The organism is Nocardioides sp. JQ2195, from assembly GCF_012272695.1.
Classification (GTDB): Bacteria; Actinomycetota; Actinomycetes; order Propionibacteriales; family Nocardioidaceae; genus Nocardioides.
This window is the reverse complement of sequence record NZ_CP050902.1, coordinates 1,024,355-1,041,379: the sequence shown is the minus strand read 5'-3', so window position 1 is coordinate 1,041,379 and position 17,025 is coordinate 1,024,355. Positions and strand designations below refer to the sequence as shown.

The 17,025-nt window shown below is 69.5% G+C and carries 20 protein-coding genes; 9 read left to right on the top strand and 11 right to left on the bottom strand.

The window, feature by feature from the left end; all coding sequences use genetic code 11:
• The first annotated feature begins 6 nt into the window (after positions 1-6).
• On the top strand, positions 7-1,170 hold the full coding sequence (locus ncot_RS04935) for a histidine kinase (RefSeq protein ID WP_168616608.1): 1,164 nt from the start codon (positions 7-9) through the stop codon (positions 1,168-1,170).
• Positions 1,167-1,817 (top strand): response regulator transcription factor, encoded by a 651-nt coding sequence (locus tag ncot_RS04930; protein ID WP_240938072.1) that lies wholly within the window; start codon positions 1,167-1,169, stop codon positions 1,815-1,817. The genes ncot_RS04935 and ncot_RS04930 overlap by 4 nt, the downstream gene beginning before the upstream one ends.
• 144 nt (positions 1,818-1,961) lie before the next feature.
• Here ncot_RS04930 and ncot_RS04925 read toward each other — a convergent pair whose 3' ends face one another.
• Positions 1,962-2,720, bottom strand: a complete 759-nt coding sequence (locus ncot_RS04925) for an MBL fold metallo-hydrolase (protein ID WP_168616606.1) — start codon at positions 2,718-2,720, stop codon at positions 1,962-1,964.
• Positions 2,717-3,517: a glutamate racemase gene (gene murI / locus ncot_RS04920; protein ID WP_168616605.1), complete on the bottom strand. Its 801-nt coding sequence runs from the start codon at positions 3,515-3,517 to the stop codon at positions 2,717-2,719. The genes ncot_RS04925 and murI overlap by 4 nt, the downstream gene beginning before the upstream one ends.
• A 101-nt stretch (positions 3,518-3,618) precedes the next feature.
• Here murI and ncot_RS04915 point away from each other — a divergent pair, with 101 nt between their 5' ends.
• Positions 3,619-4,674 carry an alkaline phosphatase family protein gene (locus tag ncot_RS04915; RefSeq protein ID WP_168616604.1) on the top strand — a complete coding sequence of 352 codons (1,056 nt, stop codon included), beginning with the start codon at positions 3,619-3,621 and terminating at the stop codon, positions 4,672-4,674.
• A 49-nt stretch (positions 4,675-4,723) separates the two neighbouring features.
• Here the strand turns inward: ncot_RS04915 and ncot_RS04910 are convergent, their stop codons facing one another.
• Genes ncot_RS04910 through ncot_RS04900 form a run of 3 tightly spaced genes read right to left on the bottom strand, consistent with a single transcriptional unit; the run spans position 4,724 to position 6,432 of the window.
• Positions 4,724-5,674, bottom strand: a complete 951-nt coding sequence (locus ncot_RS04910; RefSeq protein WP_168616603.1) for a pyridoxal-phosphate dependent enzyme — start codon at positions 5,672-5,674, stop codon at positions 4,724-4,726.
• Between the two features lie 3 nt (positions 5,675-5,677).
• The gene (locus ncot_RS04905) at positions 5,678-5,992 is read right to left on the bottom strand and encodes a MoaD/ThiS family protein (RefSeq protein ID WP_168616602.1); all 315 of its coding nucleotides are present in this window, start codon (positions 5,990-5,992) and stop codon (positions 5,678-5,680) included.
• Entirely contained in the window at positions 5,992-6,432 is a 441-nt protein-coding gene (locus ncot_RS04900) for a M67 family metallopeptidase (protein WP_168616601.1), read from the bottom strand. Before ncot_RS04900 ends, ncot_RS04905 begins: the two co-directional genes overlap by 1 nt.
• Positions 6,433-6,528: 96 nt before the next feature.
• On the opposite strand from ncot_RS04900, the gene gdhA reads away from it, so the two are divergent.
• Positions 6,529-7,875: an NADP-specific glutamate dehydrogenase gene (gene gdhA, locus ncot_RS04895; protein WP_168616600.1), complete on the top strand. Its 1,347-nt coding sequence runs from the start codon at positions 6,529-6,531 to the stop codon at positions 7,873-7,875.
• A 26-nt stretch (positions 7,876-7,901) separates the two neighbouring features.
• On the opposite strand, the gene ncot_RS04890 is transcribed toward gdhA, so the two are convergent.
• Both ncot_RS04890 and clpS read right to left on the bottom strand, forming a co-directional pair.
• Positions 7,902-8,486 (bottom strand): DUF2017 domain-containing protein, encoded by a 585-nt coding sequence (locus ncot_RS04890; RefSeq protein ID WP_168616599.1) that lies wholly within the window; start codon positions 8,484-8,486, stop codon positions 7,902-7,904.
• 22 nt (positions 8,487-8,508) lie between these two features.
• Positions 8,509-8,751, bottom strand: coding sequence for an ATP-dependent Clp protease adapter ClpS (clpS, locus tag ncot_RS04885; protein WP_240938161.1), 243 nt, complete (start codon positions 8,749-8,751; stop codon positions 8,509-8,511).
• Positions 8,752-8,840: 89 nt separating this feature from the next.
• Between clpS and ncot_RS04880 the strand changes: the two genes are divergently transcribed.
• Together ncot_RS04880 and ncot_RS04875 are read left to right on the top strand one after the other, a co-directional pair.
• Positions 8,841-10,145, top strand: coding sequence for a nicotinate phosphoribosyltransferase (locus ncot_RS04880; RefSeq protein WP_168616597.1), 1,305 nt, complete (start codon positions 8,841-8,843; stop codon positions 10,143-10,145).
• Between the two features lie 20 nt (positions 10,146-10,165).
• The gene (locus ncot_RS04875; protein ID WP_168616596.1) at positions 10,166-10,741 is read left to right on the top strand and encodes a nicotinamidase; all 576 of its coding nucleotides are present in this window, start codon (positions 10,166-10,168) and stop codon (positions 10,739-10,741) included.
• A gap of 41 nt (positions 10,742-10,782) precedes the next feature.
• On the opposite strand, the gene ncot_RS04870 is transcribed toward ncot_RS04875, so the two are convergent.
• The gene (locus tag ncot_RS04870) at positions 10,783-11,568 is read right to left on the bottom strand and encodes an enoyl-CoA hydratase (RefSeq protein WP_168616595.1); all 786 of its coding nucleotides are present in this window, start codon (positions 11,566-11,568) and stop codon (positions 10,783-10,785) included.
• 120 nt (positions 11,569-11,688) lie between these two features.
• On the opposite strand from ncot_RS04870, the gene ncot_RS04865 reads away from it, so the two are divergent.
• Together ncot_RS04865 and ncot_RS04860 are read left to right on the top strand one after the other, a co-directional pair.
• Positions 11,689-12,225, top strand: coding sequence for a metalloregulator ArsR/SmtB family transcription factor (locus ncot_RS04865; RefSeq protein ID WP_206065154.1), 537 nt, complete (start codon positions 11,689-11,691; stop codon positions 12,223-12,225).
• Positions 12,222-13,454 (top strand): MFS transporter, encoded by a 1,233-nt coding sequence (locus ncot_RS04860; protein WP_168616594.1) that lies wholly within the window; start codon positions 12,222-12,224, stop codon positions 13,452-13,454. The genes ncot_RS04865 and ncot_RS04860 overlap by 4 nt, the downstream gene beginning before the upstream one ends.
• Here ncot_RS04860 and ncot_RS04855 read toward each other — a convergent pair.
• A complete protein-coding gene (locus ncot_RS04855) occupies positions 13,447-14,610 on the bottom strand; it encodes a calcium-binding protein (protein ID WP_168616593.1) in 1,164 nt (387 codons plus the stop codon). The genes ncot_RS04860 and ncot_RS04855 overlap by 8 nt on opposite strands.
• Positions 14,611-14,706: 96 nt before the next feature.
• Positions 14,707-15,237: a DUF1697 domain-containing protein gene (locus tag ncot_RS04850; RefSeq protein ID WP_168616592.1), complete on the bottom strand. Its 531-nt coding sequence runs from the start codon at positions 15,235-15,237 to the stop codon at positions 14,707-14,709.
• Between the two features lie 37 nt (positions 15,238-15,274).
• Between ncot_RS04850 and ncot_RS04845 the strand changes: the two genes are divergently transcribed.
• Complete coding sequence (locus ncot_RS04845; protein WP_168616591.1) at positions 15,275-16,009, top strand: hypothetical protein; 735 nt, start codon at positions 15,275-15,277, stop codon at positions 16,007-16,009.
• A 124-nt stretch (positions 16,010-16,133) separates the two neighbouring features.
• Here the strand turns inward: ncot_RS04845 and ncot_RS04840 are convergent, their stop codons facing one another.
• Entirely contained in the window at positions 16,134-17,018 is an 885-nt protein-coding gene (locus tag ncot_RS04840) for a diiron oxygenase (RefSeq protein ID WP_168616590.1), read from the bottom strand.
• Positions 17,019-17,025 lie beyond the last annotated feature (7 nt).

The window sequence follows — 17,025 nt, the reverse complement described above, 5'->3', positions numbered from 1 at the left end:
GGCGGCGTGCCGCAGACCGCCTCTCCCTCACAGCCCCCGTTGACCCGCTGGGGCAGCTTCTGGCGCTACGCCGGCTGCCTGGCGATCGCGGGACTGGTCTGGCCCACCTACCTCGACGCCCGCGACAACAACACCGGAGCGGTCTTCGTCATCGACGTCGTGATGGGCCTGGCCTCCTTCGCGGTGCTGTTCCTGCGTCGTCGTCAACCGGTCACGATCGGTGTGGTCACCGGGCTGATGGCCGGCTTCTCCCCCCTGGCTGCCGGGCCGGCCACCCTGGCTGCGGTGTCGGTCGCGACCAGCCGGCGTTGGCGCCCGGTCATCGTCGTCGGCCTGGCCCAGTGGCTGGGCGCTGAGATGCTGCTCTACTACCAGCCGGTGGACGACGGCCTCCCCGGCTGGATCAGCAGCGCCATCAACCTCGTGGTGATCAGCGCCTGCATGGGCTGGGGCATGTTCATCGGCTCGCGTCGCGAACTGTTGTGGACACTGCGCGAGCGGGCCGAGCGGGCCGAGGCGGAGCAGGAGCTGCGGGCTGGCAAGGCACGTGGCGACGAGCGCTCGCGGATCGCCCGGGAGATGCACGACCTGCTGGCGCACCGGATCTCCCAGGTGTCCATGCACGCCGGTGCACTCGCCTTCCGCGACGACCTCACCGCCGAGCAGATGCGTTCGTCGGCGGGGGTCATCCAGGAGCAGGCGAACCTGGCGCTCACCGACCTCCGTGCGGTGCTCGGCGTGCTCCGTGATCCCGAGACCGGTGAGCTGCTCGACAAGCCACAACCGACCTACACCGACATCCTCGACCTCGTCGAGGAGGCACGGGCCGGCGGCATGCAGGTGGAGTACGACGCGATCCTGGCGGACGGCGAGCCGGTCCCGGACCAGATCGGTCGCACGCTCTTCCGCATCGTCCAGGAGGGACTCACCAACGCCCGCAAGCACGCGCCGGGAACCACCGTGTTCGTGCACGTCAGCGGGTCGCTCCAGGACGGGGTCACCCTCCTCATGCGCAATCCGCTGGGCTTCGGCCCGAAGCCCGAGACCCCCCGCTCCGGGCTGGGGCTCATCGGCCTCGCGGAGCGTGCCGAGCTGGTCGGTGGCCGGCTCGAGCACGGCCGCGACGGCTCCATGTTCGTGTTGCACACATGGATACCGTGGGCCCCGTGATCCGCGTCCTGATCGTCGACGACGACCCCTTGGTCCGTTCCGCCTTGGCCCTGATGATCGGCGGGCAGGCAGACATCGACGTGATCGGGGAGGCTCCCGACGGCAGCGAGGCGATCGGCCTGGCCCGCCGGAGGAGTCCCGATGTCGTGCTCATGGACATCCGGATGCCGGTCCTCAACGGGCTCGATGCCACCCGCCAGCTGCAGACCTGGGAGCACCCGCCACGCGTGATCGTGCTGACCACGTTCGACGCCGACGACTACGTGCTCGAGGCACTCTCCGCGGGCGCGGACGGGTTCCTGCTCAAGGACACTCCCCCGGCCGAGATCGTGGCCGCCATCCGCAAGGTCTCGGCCGGCGAACCGATGCTGTCACCCTCGGTGACTGCCACGTTGATCCGCCAGGTCCGCAACGGGGCACCCGACGACCGGCAGGCTCGCGCGCTGACTCGGATCGCCCGGCTCACCGACCGGGAGCGAGAGGTCGCCATCGAGGTCGGTCGCGGCTTGAGCAACGCCGACATCGCCGGCACGCTCCATCTCTCCGTTCCCACCGTGAAGGCCCACGTCTCCCGGCTCTTCGACAAGCTCGACGTCACGAACCGGGTGCAGATCGCGATCTGTGTCCACGACGCCGACCTGGTCTGACCGCTACCGTCCTCCGCACCAACGGCACGCTGCCGCGCAGGATCCGCGTCGACGTCCAGACCGACGAGGCGGCTGGTACGGCGACCACGCACCGGGCCGCAAGGGGTGCAGCCCGTTCATCCACCGGGGCTGAGCGAACCCCCGTCAGACGTCGTACGTCGCGCCGGTGCGCGCCAGGTCGAGCGGCCCGTCCCAGAGCGTGCGCGCCTCGTCGTGGGCGACCTGCTTGTCGTGCCACGGCGGGATGTGGGTGAGCACGAGACGGTCGACCTTGGCGCGCAGGGCGAGCTCGGCGACCTCGACACCGGTCAGGTGGAGGTCGTCGGGGTTCTCGTCGCCGTCGCAGAAGGCGGCTTCGGCCAGGAGCAGGTCGGCACCCCGGGCGGCGCGATCCAACCCGTCACACGGACCGCAGTCGCCGGTGTAGACCAGCAGCCGCTCGCCACCGGTGACCCTGAGCGAGTAGGCCGGAACCGGGTGGACGACGCCGATCGCCTCGACCGTGAACGGGCCGAGATCGAACGGGTCCGCCGGGTAGGTGCGGAACTCGAACTCCTCGTGCATGCCCGGGTCGAGCGGCAGGTCATAGGAGCGCGCCAACCGATCGGCGGTCTCGGGCGGGCCCCACACCGGGATCCGTGGCTGGGCACCGAGCGGGTGGTACTTGCGCAGCACGTAGTAGCCGCACAGGTCCATGAAGTGGTCGGCGTGCAGGTGGCTGAGCATCACTGCGTCGATGGTGAGCGGGTCGACGTGGTTGTGCAGCTCCCCGAGCGCCCCGTTGCCCAGGTCGAGCAGGATCCGCCAGGTGCGGCCCTCCCACTCCTCCTCCACGAGGTAGCAGCTCGCGGGCGAGTCCGGCCCGGGGTAGGACCCCGAGCAACCGATCACGGTCACCTTCATCCACGAACCCCCACGAATTGGCTGGCCACGTGCAGCTCCGGACCGAGGAACCGTCGGCCGATGCTCTCGAACTCATCGGGGTTCCCTGTCGTCACGAAACGGTACGACGGATCGCCCCCTGCTCGCATCAGGTCGTTGCGCACGAGGAGCTTGTAGACGTCCTTGGCACACTCCTCCGCGCTGCTGACCAGGGTGACCTGGTCGCCCATCACGTAGGAGATCACTCCGGTGAGCAGCGGGTAGTGGGTGCAGCCGAGGATCAGGGTGTCGACACCGTCCGAGATCAGCGGGTCGAGGTAGGTGTGGGCGACCGAGATCAGCTCCTCGCCCGCGGTGATGCCCTGCTCCACGAAGTCCACGAAGCGCGGGCAGGCACGGGTGGTCAGCTCCACGTGTGGCGCTGCCGCGAACGCGTCCTCGTAGGCCATCGAGTCCGCGGTGGCACGAGTGCAGATGACGCCGATCCGGCCGGTGCGACTGGCGGCGACCGCGCGCCGCGCCGCCGGGAAGATCACCTCGACCACGGGTACGTCGTACCGCTCGCGGGCGTCACGCAGCATCGCGGCACTGGCGCTGTTGCAGGCGATCACGAGTGCCTTGACGCCCTGGTCGACCAGGTGGTCGAGGCACTCCAGGGCGTACTCGCGCACCTCGCCGATCGGCTTGGGGCCGTAGGGCTGTCGCGCCGTGTCGCCGACGTAGAGGATCGACTCGTGCGGCAGCTGGTCGATCACGGACCGGGCCACGGTGAGTCCACCGAAGCCTGAGTCGAAGATGCCAATGGGAAGTTCCACCACGATCGGACAATCGTAGACGGCGTGGCCGCCGATTGCGCCCAATGGCGACCGACATCACGATCGCGACCATGGACGCCAGCGGGCGGAGTAGGGTCGCGGCCATGCGATCGACGCCTCTTGTCCGCGCCTGCTCCGTCGTCCTCGGGTTGCTCCTGGCCGCCAGCGGTTGCAGCACCTCATCGGATGCGCCCCGGGAGCAGAACTCGGCGGTGATGGCCAGCTCGAGCGGCCAACCTGGCGCCGAGACCGCGGCCACCAGTCGCTACGTGCTCGCGATCTCGGTCGACGGACTCAACCGCAGGGCCATCACGAAGCTCGGCAAGGAGGGGGCACCCAACTTCCACCGGCTGATCCGCCGGGGTGCCTCGACCCTCAACGCACGGACCGAGCTCGAGCGCACGATCACACTCCCCAACCACACCGGGATGCTCACCGGCCGTCGCGTCGACAAGGACCGTGGTGGGCACGGCGTCTTCTTCAACGACGACAACGGACGCACCGTGCACGACGCGGCTGGCCACCACGTCAGCTCGGTGTTCCGCGAGGTGCATGCCCACGGCCGGAAGACCGCCCTGTTCGCGTCGAAGACGAAGTTCCGGTTCTTCAAGCGCAGCTGGCCGGCCTCCGTCGACACGATCACCATCGACCTCGACAACGCCCGCCTGGTGGACAGGACCCGGGCCGACCTGGTCGCCCACCCCCACGCCTTCACGTTCCTCCACCTGTCCCTGCCGGACGTGGTCGGTCACGCCAAGGACTTCATGTCCCGCCCCTACCTCCGGGCTGTCCGGTCGACCGACAAGCGCCTGGGCGAGCTGCTGCGCACCATCCGCCACCACACCCGCCTGCGCGAGGGCATGACGGTGATCCTGACCGCCGACCACGGCGGACCGACCGGGTCCGGCAACCACGGTGACATGACCAGGCGAGCCAACTACCAGGTGCCGTTCATCATGTGGGGCGCCGGTGTGACCAAGGGTGCCGATCTCTATGACCTCAACCCCGCCTACCGCAACCCCGGCAAGGACCGTCGTGGCTACGCAGCCGAACGCCAGCCGATTCGCAACGGTGACGTGGCCAACGTCGCCCTGACGATGCTGGGCATGTCAGAGGTCAGGGGCAGCGAGCACGACGTGCGACAGGACCTGCGGCCCTAGTCTCGGGTCGGTCAGCTCCACCGCGCGGGCCAACCGGACCGCATCGGGACTACGCCCACAGCTGACCTTCGAGGCGGTCCTCCGCCTCGTCGATCGTGCCCTCGTAGGCACCGGTGGAGAGGTACTTCCAGCCCGCGTCGGCCACCACGAACGCGATGTCGGCCGCCTCCCCCGCCTTGACCGCCTTGGCGGCCTGGCCCATCGCGGCGTGCAGGATCGCGCCGGTGGAGATGCCGGCGAAGATTCCTTCGAGCTCGAGCAGCTCGCGGACCCGGCGTACGGCGTCACGCGGGCCGACCGAGAAGCGCGAGTCGATGAGGGAGGCGTCGTACAGCTCGGGGACGAAGCCCTCGTCGAGGTTGCGCAGGCCGTAGACCAGCTCGCCGTAGCGGGGCTCGGCGGCGACGATCCTCACCTCGGGCTTGGCGGTGCGGAAGAAGCGCGAGACGCCCATCAGGGTGCCGGTCGTGCCGAGCCCGGCCACGAAGTGGGTGATCTCGGGAAGGTCGGCCAGGAGCTCCGGACCGGTCCCCTCCTCGTGCGCGAGGGCGTTCGCGGCGTTGCCGTACTGGTAGAGCATCACCCAGTCCGGGTGCTCCTCGGCAACCCGCTTGGCCACGCGGACCGCTTCGTTGGAGCCACCGGCAGCGGGCGAGGAGACGATCTCGGCACCCCACATGCGCAGCAGCAGCCGACGTTCCTCGGAGGTGTTCTCCGGCATCACGCAGACCAGCCGGTAGCCCTTGAGCTTGGCCGCCATCGCCAGGGAGATGCCGGTGTTCCCCGAGGTCGGCTCGAGGATCGTGCAGCCGGGCCGCAACGTCCCGTCCTTCTCGGCCTGCTCGATCATCCTCAGTGCCGGACGGTCCTTGATGGAACCGGTCGGGTTGCGGTCCTCGAGCTTGGCCCAGATGCGGACGTCCGGGCTCGGGGACAACCGAGGGAGCCCGACCAGCGGAGTGCCGCCGACGGACGCCAGGAGATTGTCGAAACGAACCATCGACTAGCGAGCCGTCGGCTCGGCCCCATTGCCGGCACCGCCGGCGACGGCGGGCAGGACGACGACCTGGTCGCCGTCGTTCAGGGTGGCGTCGAGGCCACCGATGAACCGGACGTCCTCGTCATTGACGTAGACGTTCACGAACCGGCGCAGGTCGCTCTTGCCGTCCTTGTCCTCGAGGAGTCGCTCGCCGATGCCGGGGTGGTTGGCATCGAGGTTCTCGATCAACGCCGAGAGGTTCGTGCCTTCGGCGTTCACCGCCTTCTCGCCGTTGGTGTAGGTGCGCAGGATGGTGGGGATCCGGACCTCGATGGCCATCAGGAGTCACTCCTCGTGTCTGGGGTGGTGACGGTGACGTCTTCCTCGGTCACTTCACCGTCGATGATTCTGTAGGACCTGAACTCCACAGGGCCCTCGTTATTCCCGTGCTCTCGTGTGGAGACGAGCACATAGTGGGCATTGGGCTCGCTGGCCAGGCCGATGTCGGTGCGACTCGGGTAGGCCTCGGTGGCCGTGTGGGAGTGGTAGACCACCACCGGCTCCTCGTCGTTGTCCCACATCTCCTTGTAGAGCGCGAGGAGCTCGGTGGAGTCGAACTCGTAGAACGTGGGACTTCCCGCGGCGTTGACCATCTCGACGAACCGGGTGGGACGGTCGCTGCCCTCGGGGCCGGCGACGATGCCGCAGGCCTCGTCGGGGTGGTCCCGCTTGGCGTGGGCGACGATCGAGTCGTAGGTCGCCTGGTCGATGGTCAACACGGGCCCAAGCGTAGGCGAGGGCCCAACGGCGAGACACGGATGACCACTCCCCGGGACGCGACCTCACGACCTCACGGGGCGACGTACCGTGCTGGCATGAACGATCTCGACCCGGCGCTGCAGCGCGTCTTCCAGACCGTCCTCGACCGCAACCCCGGAGAGGCCGAGTTCCACCAGGCCGTCCGCGAGGTCCTCGAGTCGCTCAACGCAGTCGTGGCCCGTCACCCGGAGTACGTCGACGGCTCCATCATCGAGCGCCTCTGTGAGCCCGAGCGGCAGCTCATGTTCCGGGTGCCGTGGACCGACGACCAGGGCAACATCCACATCAACCGTGGCTTCCGCGTCGAGTTCAACTCCGCTCTCGGCCCGTTCAAGGGTGGGCTCCGCTTCCACCCGACGGTCAACCTCGGGATCGTGAAGTTCCTCGGCTTCGAGCAGATCTTCAAGAACGCGCTGACCGGCCTGCCCATCGGTGGCGGCAAGGGTGGTTCGGACTTCGACCCGAAGGGTCGCAGCGACGCCGAGGTGATGCGGTTCTGCCAGTCCCTGATGACCGAGCTCTACCGCCACATCGGTGAGTACACCGACGTTCCCGCCGGCGACATCGGCGTGGGCGGCCGCGAGATCGGCTACCTCTTCGGGCAGTACAAGCGGATCACCAACCGCTACGAGTCCGGCGTCCTCACGGGCAAGGGCCTGTCCTACGGTGGCTCGCAGGTACGCACCGAGGCAACGGGCTACGGCACGGTGATCTTCGCCCGCGAGATGCTGGCCACCCGCAACCAGGCCCTGTCCGGCCGCCGGGTGATCGTCTCCGGCTCCGGCAACGTCGCGATCTATGCCGCACAGAAGGCCCAGCAGCTCGGCGCCCACGTGGTGGCCTGCTCCGACTCCGGCGGCTACGTGGTCGACGAGGACGGCATCGACGTGGACCTGCTCCGCCAGGTCAAGGACGTCGAGCGCGGCCGGGTCGCCGACTACGCCGCGCGGCGTCCGAAGGCCGTGCACCACGAGGGCGGTTCCGTGTGGGACGTCCCGTGCGAGATCGCGCTGCCCTGCGCCACCCAGAACGAGCTCGACGGCGACGCGGCGCGCACGCTGGTCGGCAACGGGCTGCTCGCCCTCGCCGAAGGTGCCAACATGCCCTCGACCCCGGAGGCCGTCCAGGTCTTCCAGGAGGCGGGCATCCTCTTCGCCCCGGGCAAGGCTGCCAACGCCGGTGGTGTGGCGACCAGCGCCCTGGAGATGCAGCAGAACGCCTCCCGCGACTCGTGGCACTTCGACCACACCGAGAAGCGTCTCGACCAGATCATGGTCGACGTGCACCAGCGGTGTGCCGAGGCTGCCGACACCTACGGCCAGCCGGGCAACTACGTGGCCGGCGCCAACATCTCGAGCTTCATGCAGGTCGCCGACGCGATGCTGGCCCACGGCGTCATCTGACGCCTGGACCGACCGGCCCACGCCCGTCAGCTCATCAGGGCCTCGACGAGCGTCTCCTGCAGGTAGCCGACCCACTCATAGATGTCGTGGGCCTGCGCCTCGGGGTCGTCGTCGGGGAGGCCGTGCCAGTAGTCCTCGTCGCCCTCCTCCACACCGAGCCGCGTGGCCAGCGCCAGCCGCAGGTCGGTGAAGGAGCGCAGCCAGGCGTCAGCCGTTGCCTCGTCGAGCTCCACGTCGAAGTGGAGCCCGGCCTCGGTGAGCTCCTGCGGGAGCCCCGCCTGCTCGAGGCCGTCGATGATCGCGATCGCCGCCTGGGACTTGCCGTCCCTCAGCGAGCCCTCGGTGAACCGGCGGAACTCTCCGGCGGCCTCCTCGTCATCGGCGTACGCCGTGGGGAACAGCCTGGCGAGCACCGGGTCCTCGGGCGCGTTCGTCGGGCCGGAGAAGTCCATCAACGCCTCGAACGGGTCCGTCGTGTCGGACGGCATGGCCTCCTCGTTGCGCAACAGCTCGACCAGCTGCGCGGCCAACGAGCGCAGCAGCTCGGCCTCGAACCCCGCGAACTCGGCAATGATGTTGCCGCTGCGGCGGTGCCGCGCAAACCCACTCATGCTGCCGTCCTCCGAACTTCGCTCACTGCTTCTCCATCGTCGCCCACAGGCCGTAGCCGTGCATCGCCTGCACGTCGCGCTCCATCTCCTCACGAGTGCCGGAGGAGACCGCGGAACGCCCGTCGTTGTGCACCTCGAGCATGAGCTTCTCGCACTTCTTCCGGTCATAGCCGAAGTACTTGTTGAAGACGTAGGTCACGTAGGACATCAGGTTGACCGGGTCGTTCCAGACGATGGTCACCCACGGCTTGGCCAGGAAGGTGATCTCGTCCGGGGAGACGACCTCTTCGACGTCTGGATCCGCGTGGACGGGGCTGGCTGCTGACACGGCTACATCGTGGCACAGTGTCCTGCGTGACCGAACCAACCGGCTCGACATCGACCGCCCTGCTGACCGACCACTACGAGCTGACGATGCTGCAGGCCACCTTGGCTGCCGGCACCGCACACCGACGCTCGGTCTTCGAGCTCTTCCCACGCCGGCTGCCCGAGGGACGACGCTATGGCGTGGTCGCCGGGGTCGGCCGTGCCCTGGACGCCGTTCGCGACTTCCGCTTCGACGACCACGTGCTCGACGTGCTCCGCTCCGGTGAGGTGGTGAACAGCCAGACCCTGGACTGGCTCGCCGACTTCCGGTTCAGCGGCGACATCTGGGGCTACGCGGAGGGCGACCTCTACTTCCCCTACTCCCCCCTGCTGATCGTCGAGTCGTCGTTCGCCGAGGCGGTCCTGCTGGAGACCGTGCTGCTCTCGATCTACAACCATGACGGGGCCATCGCCAGTGCCGCCTCGCGCATGACGATGGCGGCCGGTGATCGTCCGTGCATCGAGATGGGCTCGCGGCGAACCCACGAGGAAGCCGCCGTTGCCGCCGCCCGCGCGGCCTACGTCGCCGGCTTCGCCACCACGTCCAACCTCGCGGCCCGCGAGCGGTACGGCGTCCCGACGGCCGGCACCTCCGCGCACAGCTTCACGCTGCTCCACGACACGGAGGAGGATGCCTTCCGGGCCCAGGTCTCGTCGCTCGGCAAGGGCACGTCGCTGCTGGTCGACACCTATGACGTCGCCGAGGCGGTGCGCCTCGGCGTCGAGGTCGCCGGCCCCGAGCTGGGCGCCGTACGCCTCGACTCCGGGGACCTGGGTGCGCTGGCGCACCAGGTGCGCAAGCAGCTCGACGACCTCGGCGCCGAGAAAACCAGGATCATCGTGACCAGCGACCTGGACGAGCATGCGATCGCCGCGCTCGCCGCCGCCCCCGTCGACGGGTACGGCGTGGGCACCCAGCTGGTCACCGGCTCCGGGCACCCGACCTGCGGCTTCGTCTACAAGCTGGTCGCCCGCGAGGGCGACGACGGCGAGATGGTCTCGGTGGCGAAGAAGAGCAAGGACAAGATCTCGATCGGCGGTCGCAAGTACGCCCTGCGCAGGCTCGGCCCGGACGGGCGGGCGCAGGCCGAGGTCATCGGCATCGGCGAAGCCCCGGAGAACGACGGGAACGACCGCCCCCTCCTGGTTCCGCTCGTTCGGGACGGCGAGATCGTCGGCCGCGAGCCACTCGAGGACGCCCGCACCCGCCACACCCGGGCCCGCGCGGAGCTGCCCCTCAACGCGCAGATGCTCTCCAGGGGAGAGCCCGTCATCGAGACGATCCACGCCTGAGACCCCGTTAGGCTGGCCCCATGACCCGTGCACTGATCGTCGTTGACGTCCAGAACGACTTCTGCGAGGGCGGCTCGTTGGCCGTGGCCGGCGGCGCCGAGGTGGCCCATCGCGCGTCGGCACTGCTGGCCCGCTGGACCGCCAAGGGCCCCGACGCGCCGGACTACTCCCACGTCGTGGCGACCAAGGACCACCACATCGACCCGGGTGCGCACTGGTCCGACGACCCCGACTTCGTCGACTCATGGCCGGTGCACTGCAAGGTCGGCACGGATGGCGAGGCGTTCCACCCGAACCTCGACCCCCAACCCTTCGACGCGATCTTCCTCAAGGGCGAGTACGCCGCCGCCTACTCCGGCTTCGAGGGGCGCAACGGCGACGGCCACGGCCTGAGCGGCTGGTTGCGCGAGCACGGTGTCACCGAGGTCGACGTCTGCGGCATCGCCACCGACCACTGCGTGCGCGCCACCGCCCTCGATGGTGTGTCCGAGGGCTTTGCGGTGCGCCTCCTGCCTGACCTGTGTGCCGGGGTCGGGCCCGAGTCGACCGACCGGGCCCTGGCCGAGATGACGGCTGCCGGAGTCACGCTCGGCTGAGGCGCGACCGATCCGGTGATCCCGGAGCGATCGTGCCGAGGTCACTCGCCCGTGAACCGGGCGTGGCGCTTCTCCGAGAAGGCTCGCATCCCCTCGGCGGCATCGGCCGTGCGAAGCAGCATCGTCTGCGTGGTGCGCTCGTTCTCCAGGGCCGGCTCGAGGCTCGTCAACGAGGCCGTGTTGATGGCCCGCTTCATTGCGGCCTGGGCCAGCGGCGCGCCGTGGCGCAGGCGCTTGACGACCGAGGCCAGCCCCTCGGCGTACTCCTCGTCGGGCAGCACGTGGGAGACCAGCCCGGCGTCGTGGGCCTCGCGCGCAGGCAACGGCTCGGCCAGCAGGGCCAGCCGCATCGCTCGAGCCCGGCCGACCGAGGCAGCGACGGTGGCGGTGGCTCCCCCGTCGGGCATCAGGCCCACCCGGGCAAAGGCCAGCAGGAAGGCCGCCGACTCCGCACACACGGTCAGGTCACACGCGAGAGCGGCCGAGAGCCCGACACCGGCTGCGATGCCGTTGACGCCGGCCACGACCGGCTTGTCGCAGCCGATGATCGCGCGGACCAAGGCGTTGGCGGCGTCCAGGGCGCTGATGTCGAAGCCCTCGTGGGCATTCTCCCCCGCGATGTCGGCACCGGTGCTGAATGCCCCGCCGGAACCCGTCAGCACCACCACGCGGACGTCGTCACGCCCGTTCACCGCGTGCAGCTGCTCGATCACTCCGACCACCATCTCGCCAGTGAAGGCGTTGAGTGCCTCCGGCCGATCGAACCGGATGGTCAGGACCCCGTCGGCCTCGCTGACAGCCAACCCGGGCGCGGTCTGAATCGTCATGTCCGCAACCTATACGCGCGAGCCGGCCCGCGTGGCGACGATCGACTCCCCAACGACTGCTTGACAGTTGGTCCCCTCATCCGCCAAACTCCCCAACAACCCTTGGAGAGTGAGCCTGTCGTGAGCAACGAGAAGACGCCGGTGTCGGCCCTGCGCGCGATCGCGCACCCGGTGCGGCTGCAGATGCTCTCCCTGCTGACCAGCACGGAGATGAGCGCCGCCGAGGTCGCCCGCGAGCTCGACCTGACCCACGCCAACGCGAGCTACCACCTGCGTGTCCTGGTCGATGCCGGCGAGATCGTGGTGGCCGGCGAGGAGAAGATCCGCGGCGGCATCGCGAAGCGCTACCGGCACCCGTGGCAGAGCGAAGCCCGGCCAGCCTCCGCGCCCACCCCACCTTCCGAGGACGATCCACAGCTCTACATCCGGGCTGTCGCCGAGGAGCTGGTCCGCCGGTTCGGTCAACGTGCGCGGGGCACCCGTTCGTTGCTCACCGACGCCGAGATGTGGGTCGAGCCCGAGGTGTGGGAGCAGGTGATGGCGCACGTGGTGGCCGCCTCCGAGCTGGTGCACGACCGAGCCCGGCCACCTCGCACCCCAGGCACGGTGCACGTCAACCTCACCGCCCTGGCCTTCGCGTTGGACGGCGAGCGGTGAGCTGGTCGGCGTCCTTCGCCCCACTGCGCGAGACGAACTTCCGGTGGTTCTTCGCGGCCCGCCTCATCAGCACGGCCGGCTCGATGATGGCCCCGATCGCCCTCGCCTTCGCCGTGCTCGACGTGAGCAACTCGGCCGCTGCCCTGGGCCAGGTGCTGGCCGCCCGCAGCATCCCCCTGGTGCTCTTCCTGCTGGTCGGCGGTGTCATTGCCGACCGCATCGACCGGGCCCTGGTCATGCAGGTCTCCAACCTGCTGGCCGGGCTCACCCAGGGCATCGTGGCCTGGCTGGTGATCTCGGGCCAGGCCGAGCTGTGGCAGCTGATCGCACTGGAGGCCGTCAACGGAACCGTCTCCGCGGCGAGCTTCCCTGCGATGTCCAGCGTCGTTCCCCAGCTCGTGCCCCGCTCCCAGCTCCAGCCCGCGAACGTCCTGCTGTCGATGACCCGTGGCGGCCTGGCCATCATCGGCCCCTCCGTCGCGGCCATCCTGGTGGTCACGGTCGGGTCCGGCTGCGCGCTGGCCGTCGACGCCGCGACGTGGCTGATCGCCTCCCTCTGTCTCACCAGGGTGCGGATCCCCCGTCGCGACCGTTCCGGCGACGCGCCACCGAACATGATCCGGGAGCTCAAGGAGGGCTGGACCGTCTTCTCCGGGACCACGTGGCTGTGGATCGTCGTGCTCGCCTTCGGCATCCTCAACGCCATCCACGCCGGGGCGTGGTTCACCCTCGGGCCCGTGGTCGCCAAGGCGACCTTCGGCGAGCAGGGCTGGGGTTACGTCGTCTCCGCCGAGGCGATCGGCCTGCTCCTGATGACCGTGGTGATGCTGCGCGTCTCGTTCAGGTTCCCCCTGCGCGCGGGGATGGTGGGCATGGCCTGCTTCGCCGCACCCCTGATGATGCTCGGGCTCGACCCGCAGCTGCTGCCGCTGGTCGGAGCCACCTTCATCGCCGGTGCCGGGGTCGAGGTCTTCTCCATCGGCTGGAGCCTGGCCATGCAGGAGAACATCGACGAGTCCGTGCTGTCCCGCGCCTACTCCTACGACGCCCTCGGCTCGTTCGTCGCCATGCCGTTGGGCCAGCTGGTCTACGGGCCCCTCGGGGAGTGGTTCGGCCCCCGCGACGTGCTGGTCACGAGCGCCGTCGTCTATGCCGCGGTCGCCCTGCTCACGTTGACCTCGCGGTCGGTGCGCAACCTCGAACGCGCCCAGCTGGAGAAGGTCAGCTGACGGCCTCGCAGGTCGCCCGGCCACGCTCGATCGAGACACAGGTGTCCGACCCCTTGCCCAGCCGAGCCACGTCCTCCCCCGCGCCTCCATGGGCGAAGTCGTCGAAGCGACCGCTGACGAACTGGTCGTCGCCGCCCCGCCCGCGGGCGACCAGGCGGACCGTGCGGGCGTCGATGAACTCGCGGGCGGAGGTGCCGTTGACCGTCCAGGTGCCCTTGGCCATCGTGTCCGCAGTGCTTCCCGAAGGAGCGCGCAGAAGAAGTCGGGTGAAGTCCTCGAGGCCGATGGTGTCCGCCCCACCCGCGAAGCGGGACGAGCCGGTGCCCAGGTCTGTGACGAGGTGGCTCGCGCTGCCACGCCAGTCGAAGGTCAGCACGTCCGCCCCGTCGCCACCGTGGAGACGCTGACGCCCAGCCGGCACCAGGACGTCGCTGATCCGGTCCTTCCCCGGACCTCCGCGGATGGCGTCTGCGGAGTCAGCGGTGTCCACCAGGACGTCGGGGCCGTCGGCGCCATGGAGGACGTCAGAGCCCGGGCCGCCCTCGAGACGATCGGCGCCGCCCTGGCCGAACATCTCGTCATCGCCCGGGCCGCCAATCAGCTTGTCGACCTGTCCGGCACCCCAGATGCGGTCGTCCCCACCTATTCCGAGGATGACCTCACGGGCACGGCTCCCCTGGATCACGTCGTCGTGGGGACTACCCACCAGCGTGTAGATCCGCTGACCGTCACCGGCGAGCTCCCTCGGCAGTCGGTCCCTGCCGTCCCCCCGGACGACACCTCTCCCGAGCTCCGCGTCGATCGCCGCGGGCGACTCGTCGTACGCGATCCTGTCCGCCTTGTCGCGGGCTCCGCCCCTGCCCGGGAGGAACGTGTCGTCCCCTTGACCGCCCCTGAGGGTGTCGGCACCCCGGCCGCCGCAGATCACGTCATCACCGTCGAGGCCACGGATGCGATCGCCACCGGCCAGGCCGTGGATGACGTCCGGGCCCGGTGTGCCGTCGATCACGTCAGCCCCCGGCGTGCCGACGATGGTGACCCTCTTGCCCTCGCAGGTCAGCGCTGCGGCCGACGCCGGTGCGCCGCCGAGCGGAACGACCAGTGCGCCGAGCAGCGCGACGACCCCGGCGATCGGCAGGCGCTTCGGAACCTTCAAGGTGTGACTCGTGGTTTCCCCGGGCATCTGGGTCTCCTCGGACTCGACGAAGCGATCGGCCTGCGTCCCGAGCACACTACCGGCGTAGCCGGCCCGTCAACACCACTTCCGTGCCAGCGTCGTGACCACGTTGAAGTTGCGGTTGGTGGCGACACCGAGCAGCTTCTCCGTGCGCAACGGGTCCACGGCGCCCTGCTCGTAGCCCTCGGCGAGCAACAGGTGACAGGCCCTCCCGCGGATCACCGCACGATGACCGTCGCCGTCCAGGGCATGGACCCGGTCGACGACCTCGGCCGACGGCTCATCCTTGAGCAACCAGATGTAGTGCCGGGCCAGGTCGGGGCGGTTCAGCTCTTCCGCGTCACGCCCCACCTGGGCCAGCTCCGCGGTCGGGAAGACGATCGTCGGCACCTCGAACCCACGGTCGGTGAGGAACGCGTCCTCGAGCGTCGTCTCGATCCTGGCGCGCGAGCGCATCGACGTGGTCAGCCTGACGTTGCCGGTGTTGATGTGGGTCTCGACGTCGGTGCACCCGGCACCTTCGACGGCCGCACGGATGGCGTCCTTGGGGAACTTGCGGTTGGCGCCCAGGTTGATGGCGCGCAGGAAGGCGACGTACGACGGCATGGGGGCAGGCTAGCCCGGAGTCGCTACCCTGCGTGACATGTCGAGCGACGTGCAGGTCGGATCTCCCCTGCGCCGCGCGTTCGCCCACAACGACTACGCCCGCGAACGTCCCTTGTACGACGCCCTGGCGCACGGCTTCACCACCGTCGAGGTCGACGTCTTCCTCGACGGTGGACAGATCCTGGTCGGGCACGGGCGTCGCGACCTGCGGCCCCACCGGACCTTCGAGTCGATGTACCTGCAGCCCCTGGCCGACCTGGTCGAGGACCGTGGCCACGTGTGGCCCGAGCACACGCTGACCCTGTTCGTCGACGTGAAGAGCGACGCCCGGCCGACGTACCTCGCGGTCCACAACGCCCTCGAGCGGCACCGGGACATGCTCACCCACTACCGCCCCGACGGCCACCTGTCGGGGCCGGTCACGGTGGTGGTGAGCGGCCACACGGATCCCGTGCTGATGGAGTCCCAGCCGATCCGCTTCGCGACCCGGGACGGTCGTCCCGGCGACCTGGTCGACGGGCTGACGCCCTGCACGAGTGCGATCAGCGAGAAGTTCGGCAGGCTCTTCGACTGGAACGGCGAGGCGGAGCTGGATGCGCCCCGACGCGAGGGGCTGCACCGCCTGGTCTCCGAGATCCACCGCGTCGGGCGAACCGCACGCTTCTGGGGCACCACCCCCTCGATGTGGACGGAGCTGGTCGAAGCAGGGGTGGACCAGGTCATCGCCGACGACCTGCCAGCGCTGCGCGACTTCCTGCTCGCCGGACCCTGACCCAGGCACGGCTGGTCGGCCCGACTGGTCGGCACGGCTGGTCGGCGCGGCTGGTCGGCACGGCTGGTCGGCGCGGCTGGTCGGCACGGCTGGTCGGCACGACTGGTCGGCGCCGGACGGATGATCAGGGAAGCAGGAACGAGCCACGCCACGCCTTGCGGTTGACACCGCCGCCGACCATGCCCTGCTCCTCGAGGTAGGGCATCACCTTCTCGCCCATCCACGCGATCGTCGCGCGGTGGTTCGGGTTGGTGACCGCCACCTTGCGCGCCTCCTGCGGGTCCAGACCGACGGCCGCGTAGACCGCGGGGTTGACCAGCGAGCGCATCATCACGAAGGCGGCTTGGGCGGTGAGCGTCTGCGCCCAGAGCCGCTCGGCCCGCGACATCGTCCTCACCGACTTCTCCAGCTCCTCACGCGCGAAGGTGACGTGGCGGGCCTCCTCGAGCACGTGGATGCGCGAGACCATCCGCACCAGCGGCTGGATGCGCTCGTCCTTCATCATGTCGCGCTGCCAGCGGTCCACGGGCTCCTCGCCGATCAGGATCGAGGCGTAGGCCGCGGCGCCGCGGGCGATCGGCGGGAACACCCGGCCGAGCTTGCGGATGTGGTCACGGGGGCCGTACGCCGGGGCGCCGAAGGTGCCGATCGCCTTGCCGAACATCAACGTGTGCCGGCACTCGTCGGCCACCTCGGTGAGTGCGTAGTGGGTCCGCGCCTCGCGCGGGTCGTTGCGATAGACGTCGCGCAACAGGATCTCCATGAGCAGGATCTCGAACCACAGGCCGACACTCGCGATCGAGGCGACCTCGTGCTTGCTCAGCTCGACCTGCTGCTCCGGGCTCAGCGACTCCCACATCGGCGTACCGAACAGCGAGGTGCGCTCGGGCTGCATCCAGAAGAGCCCCTCGACCGGTGGCGCCTCCCAGTCGATGTCGACCTCGGGGTCGTAGGACTGGCGTGCACTGGACTTCAGCAGCCGATCGGGGATCGGATCGACGAGCGTCATCAGAACT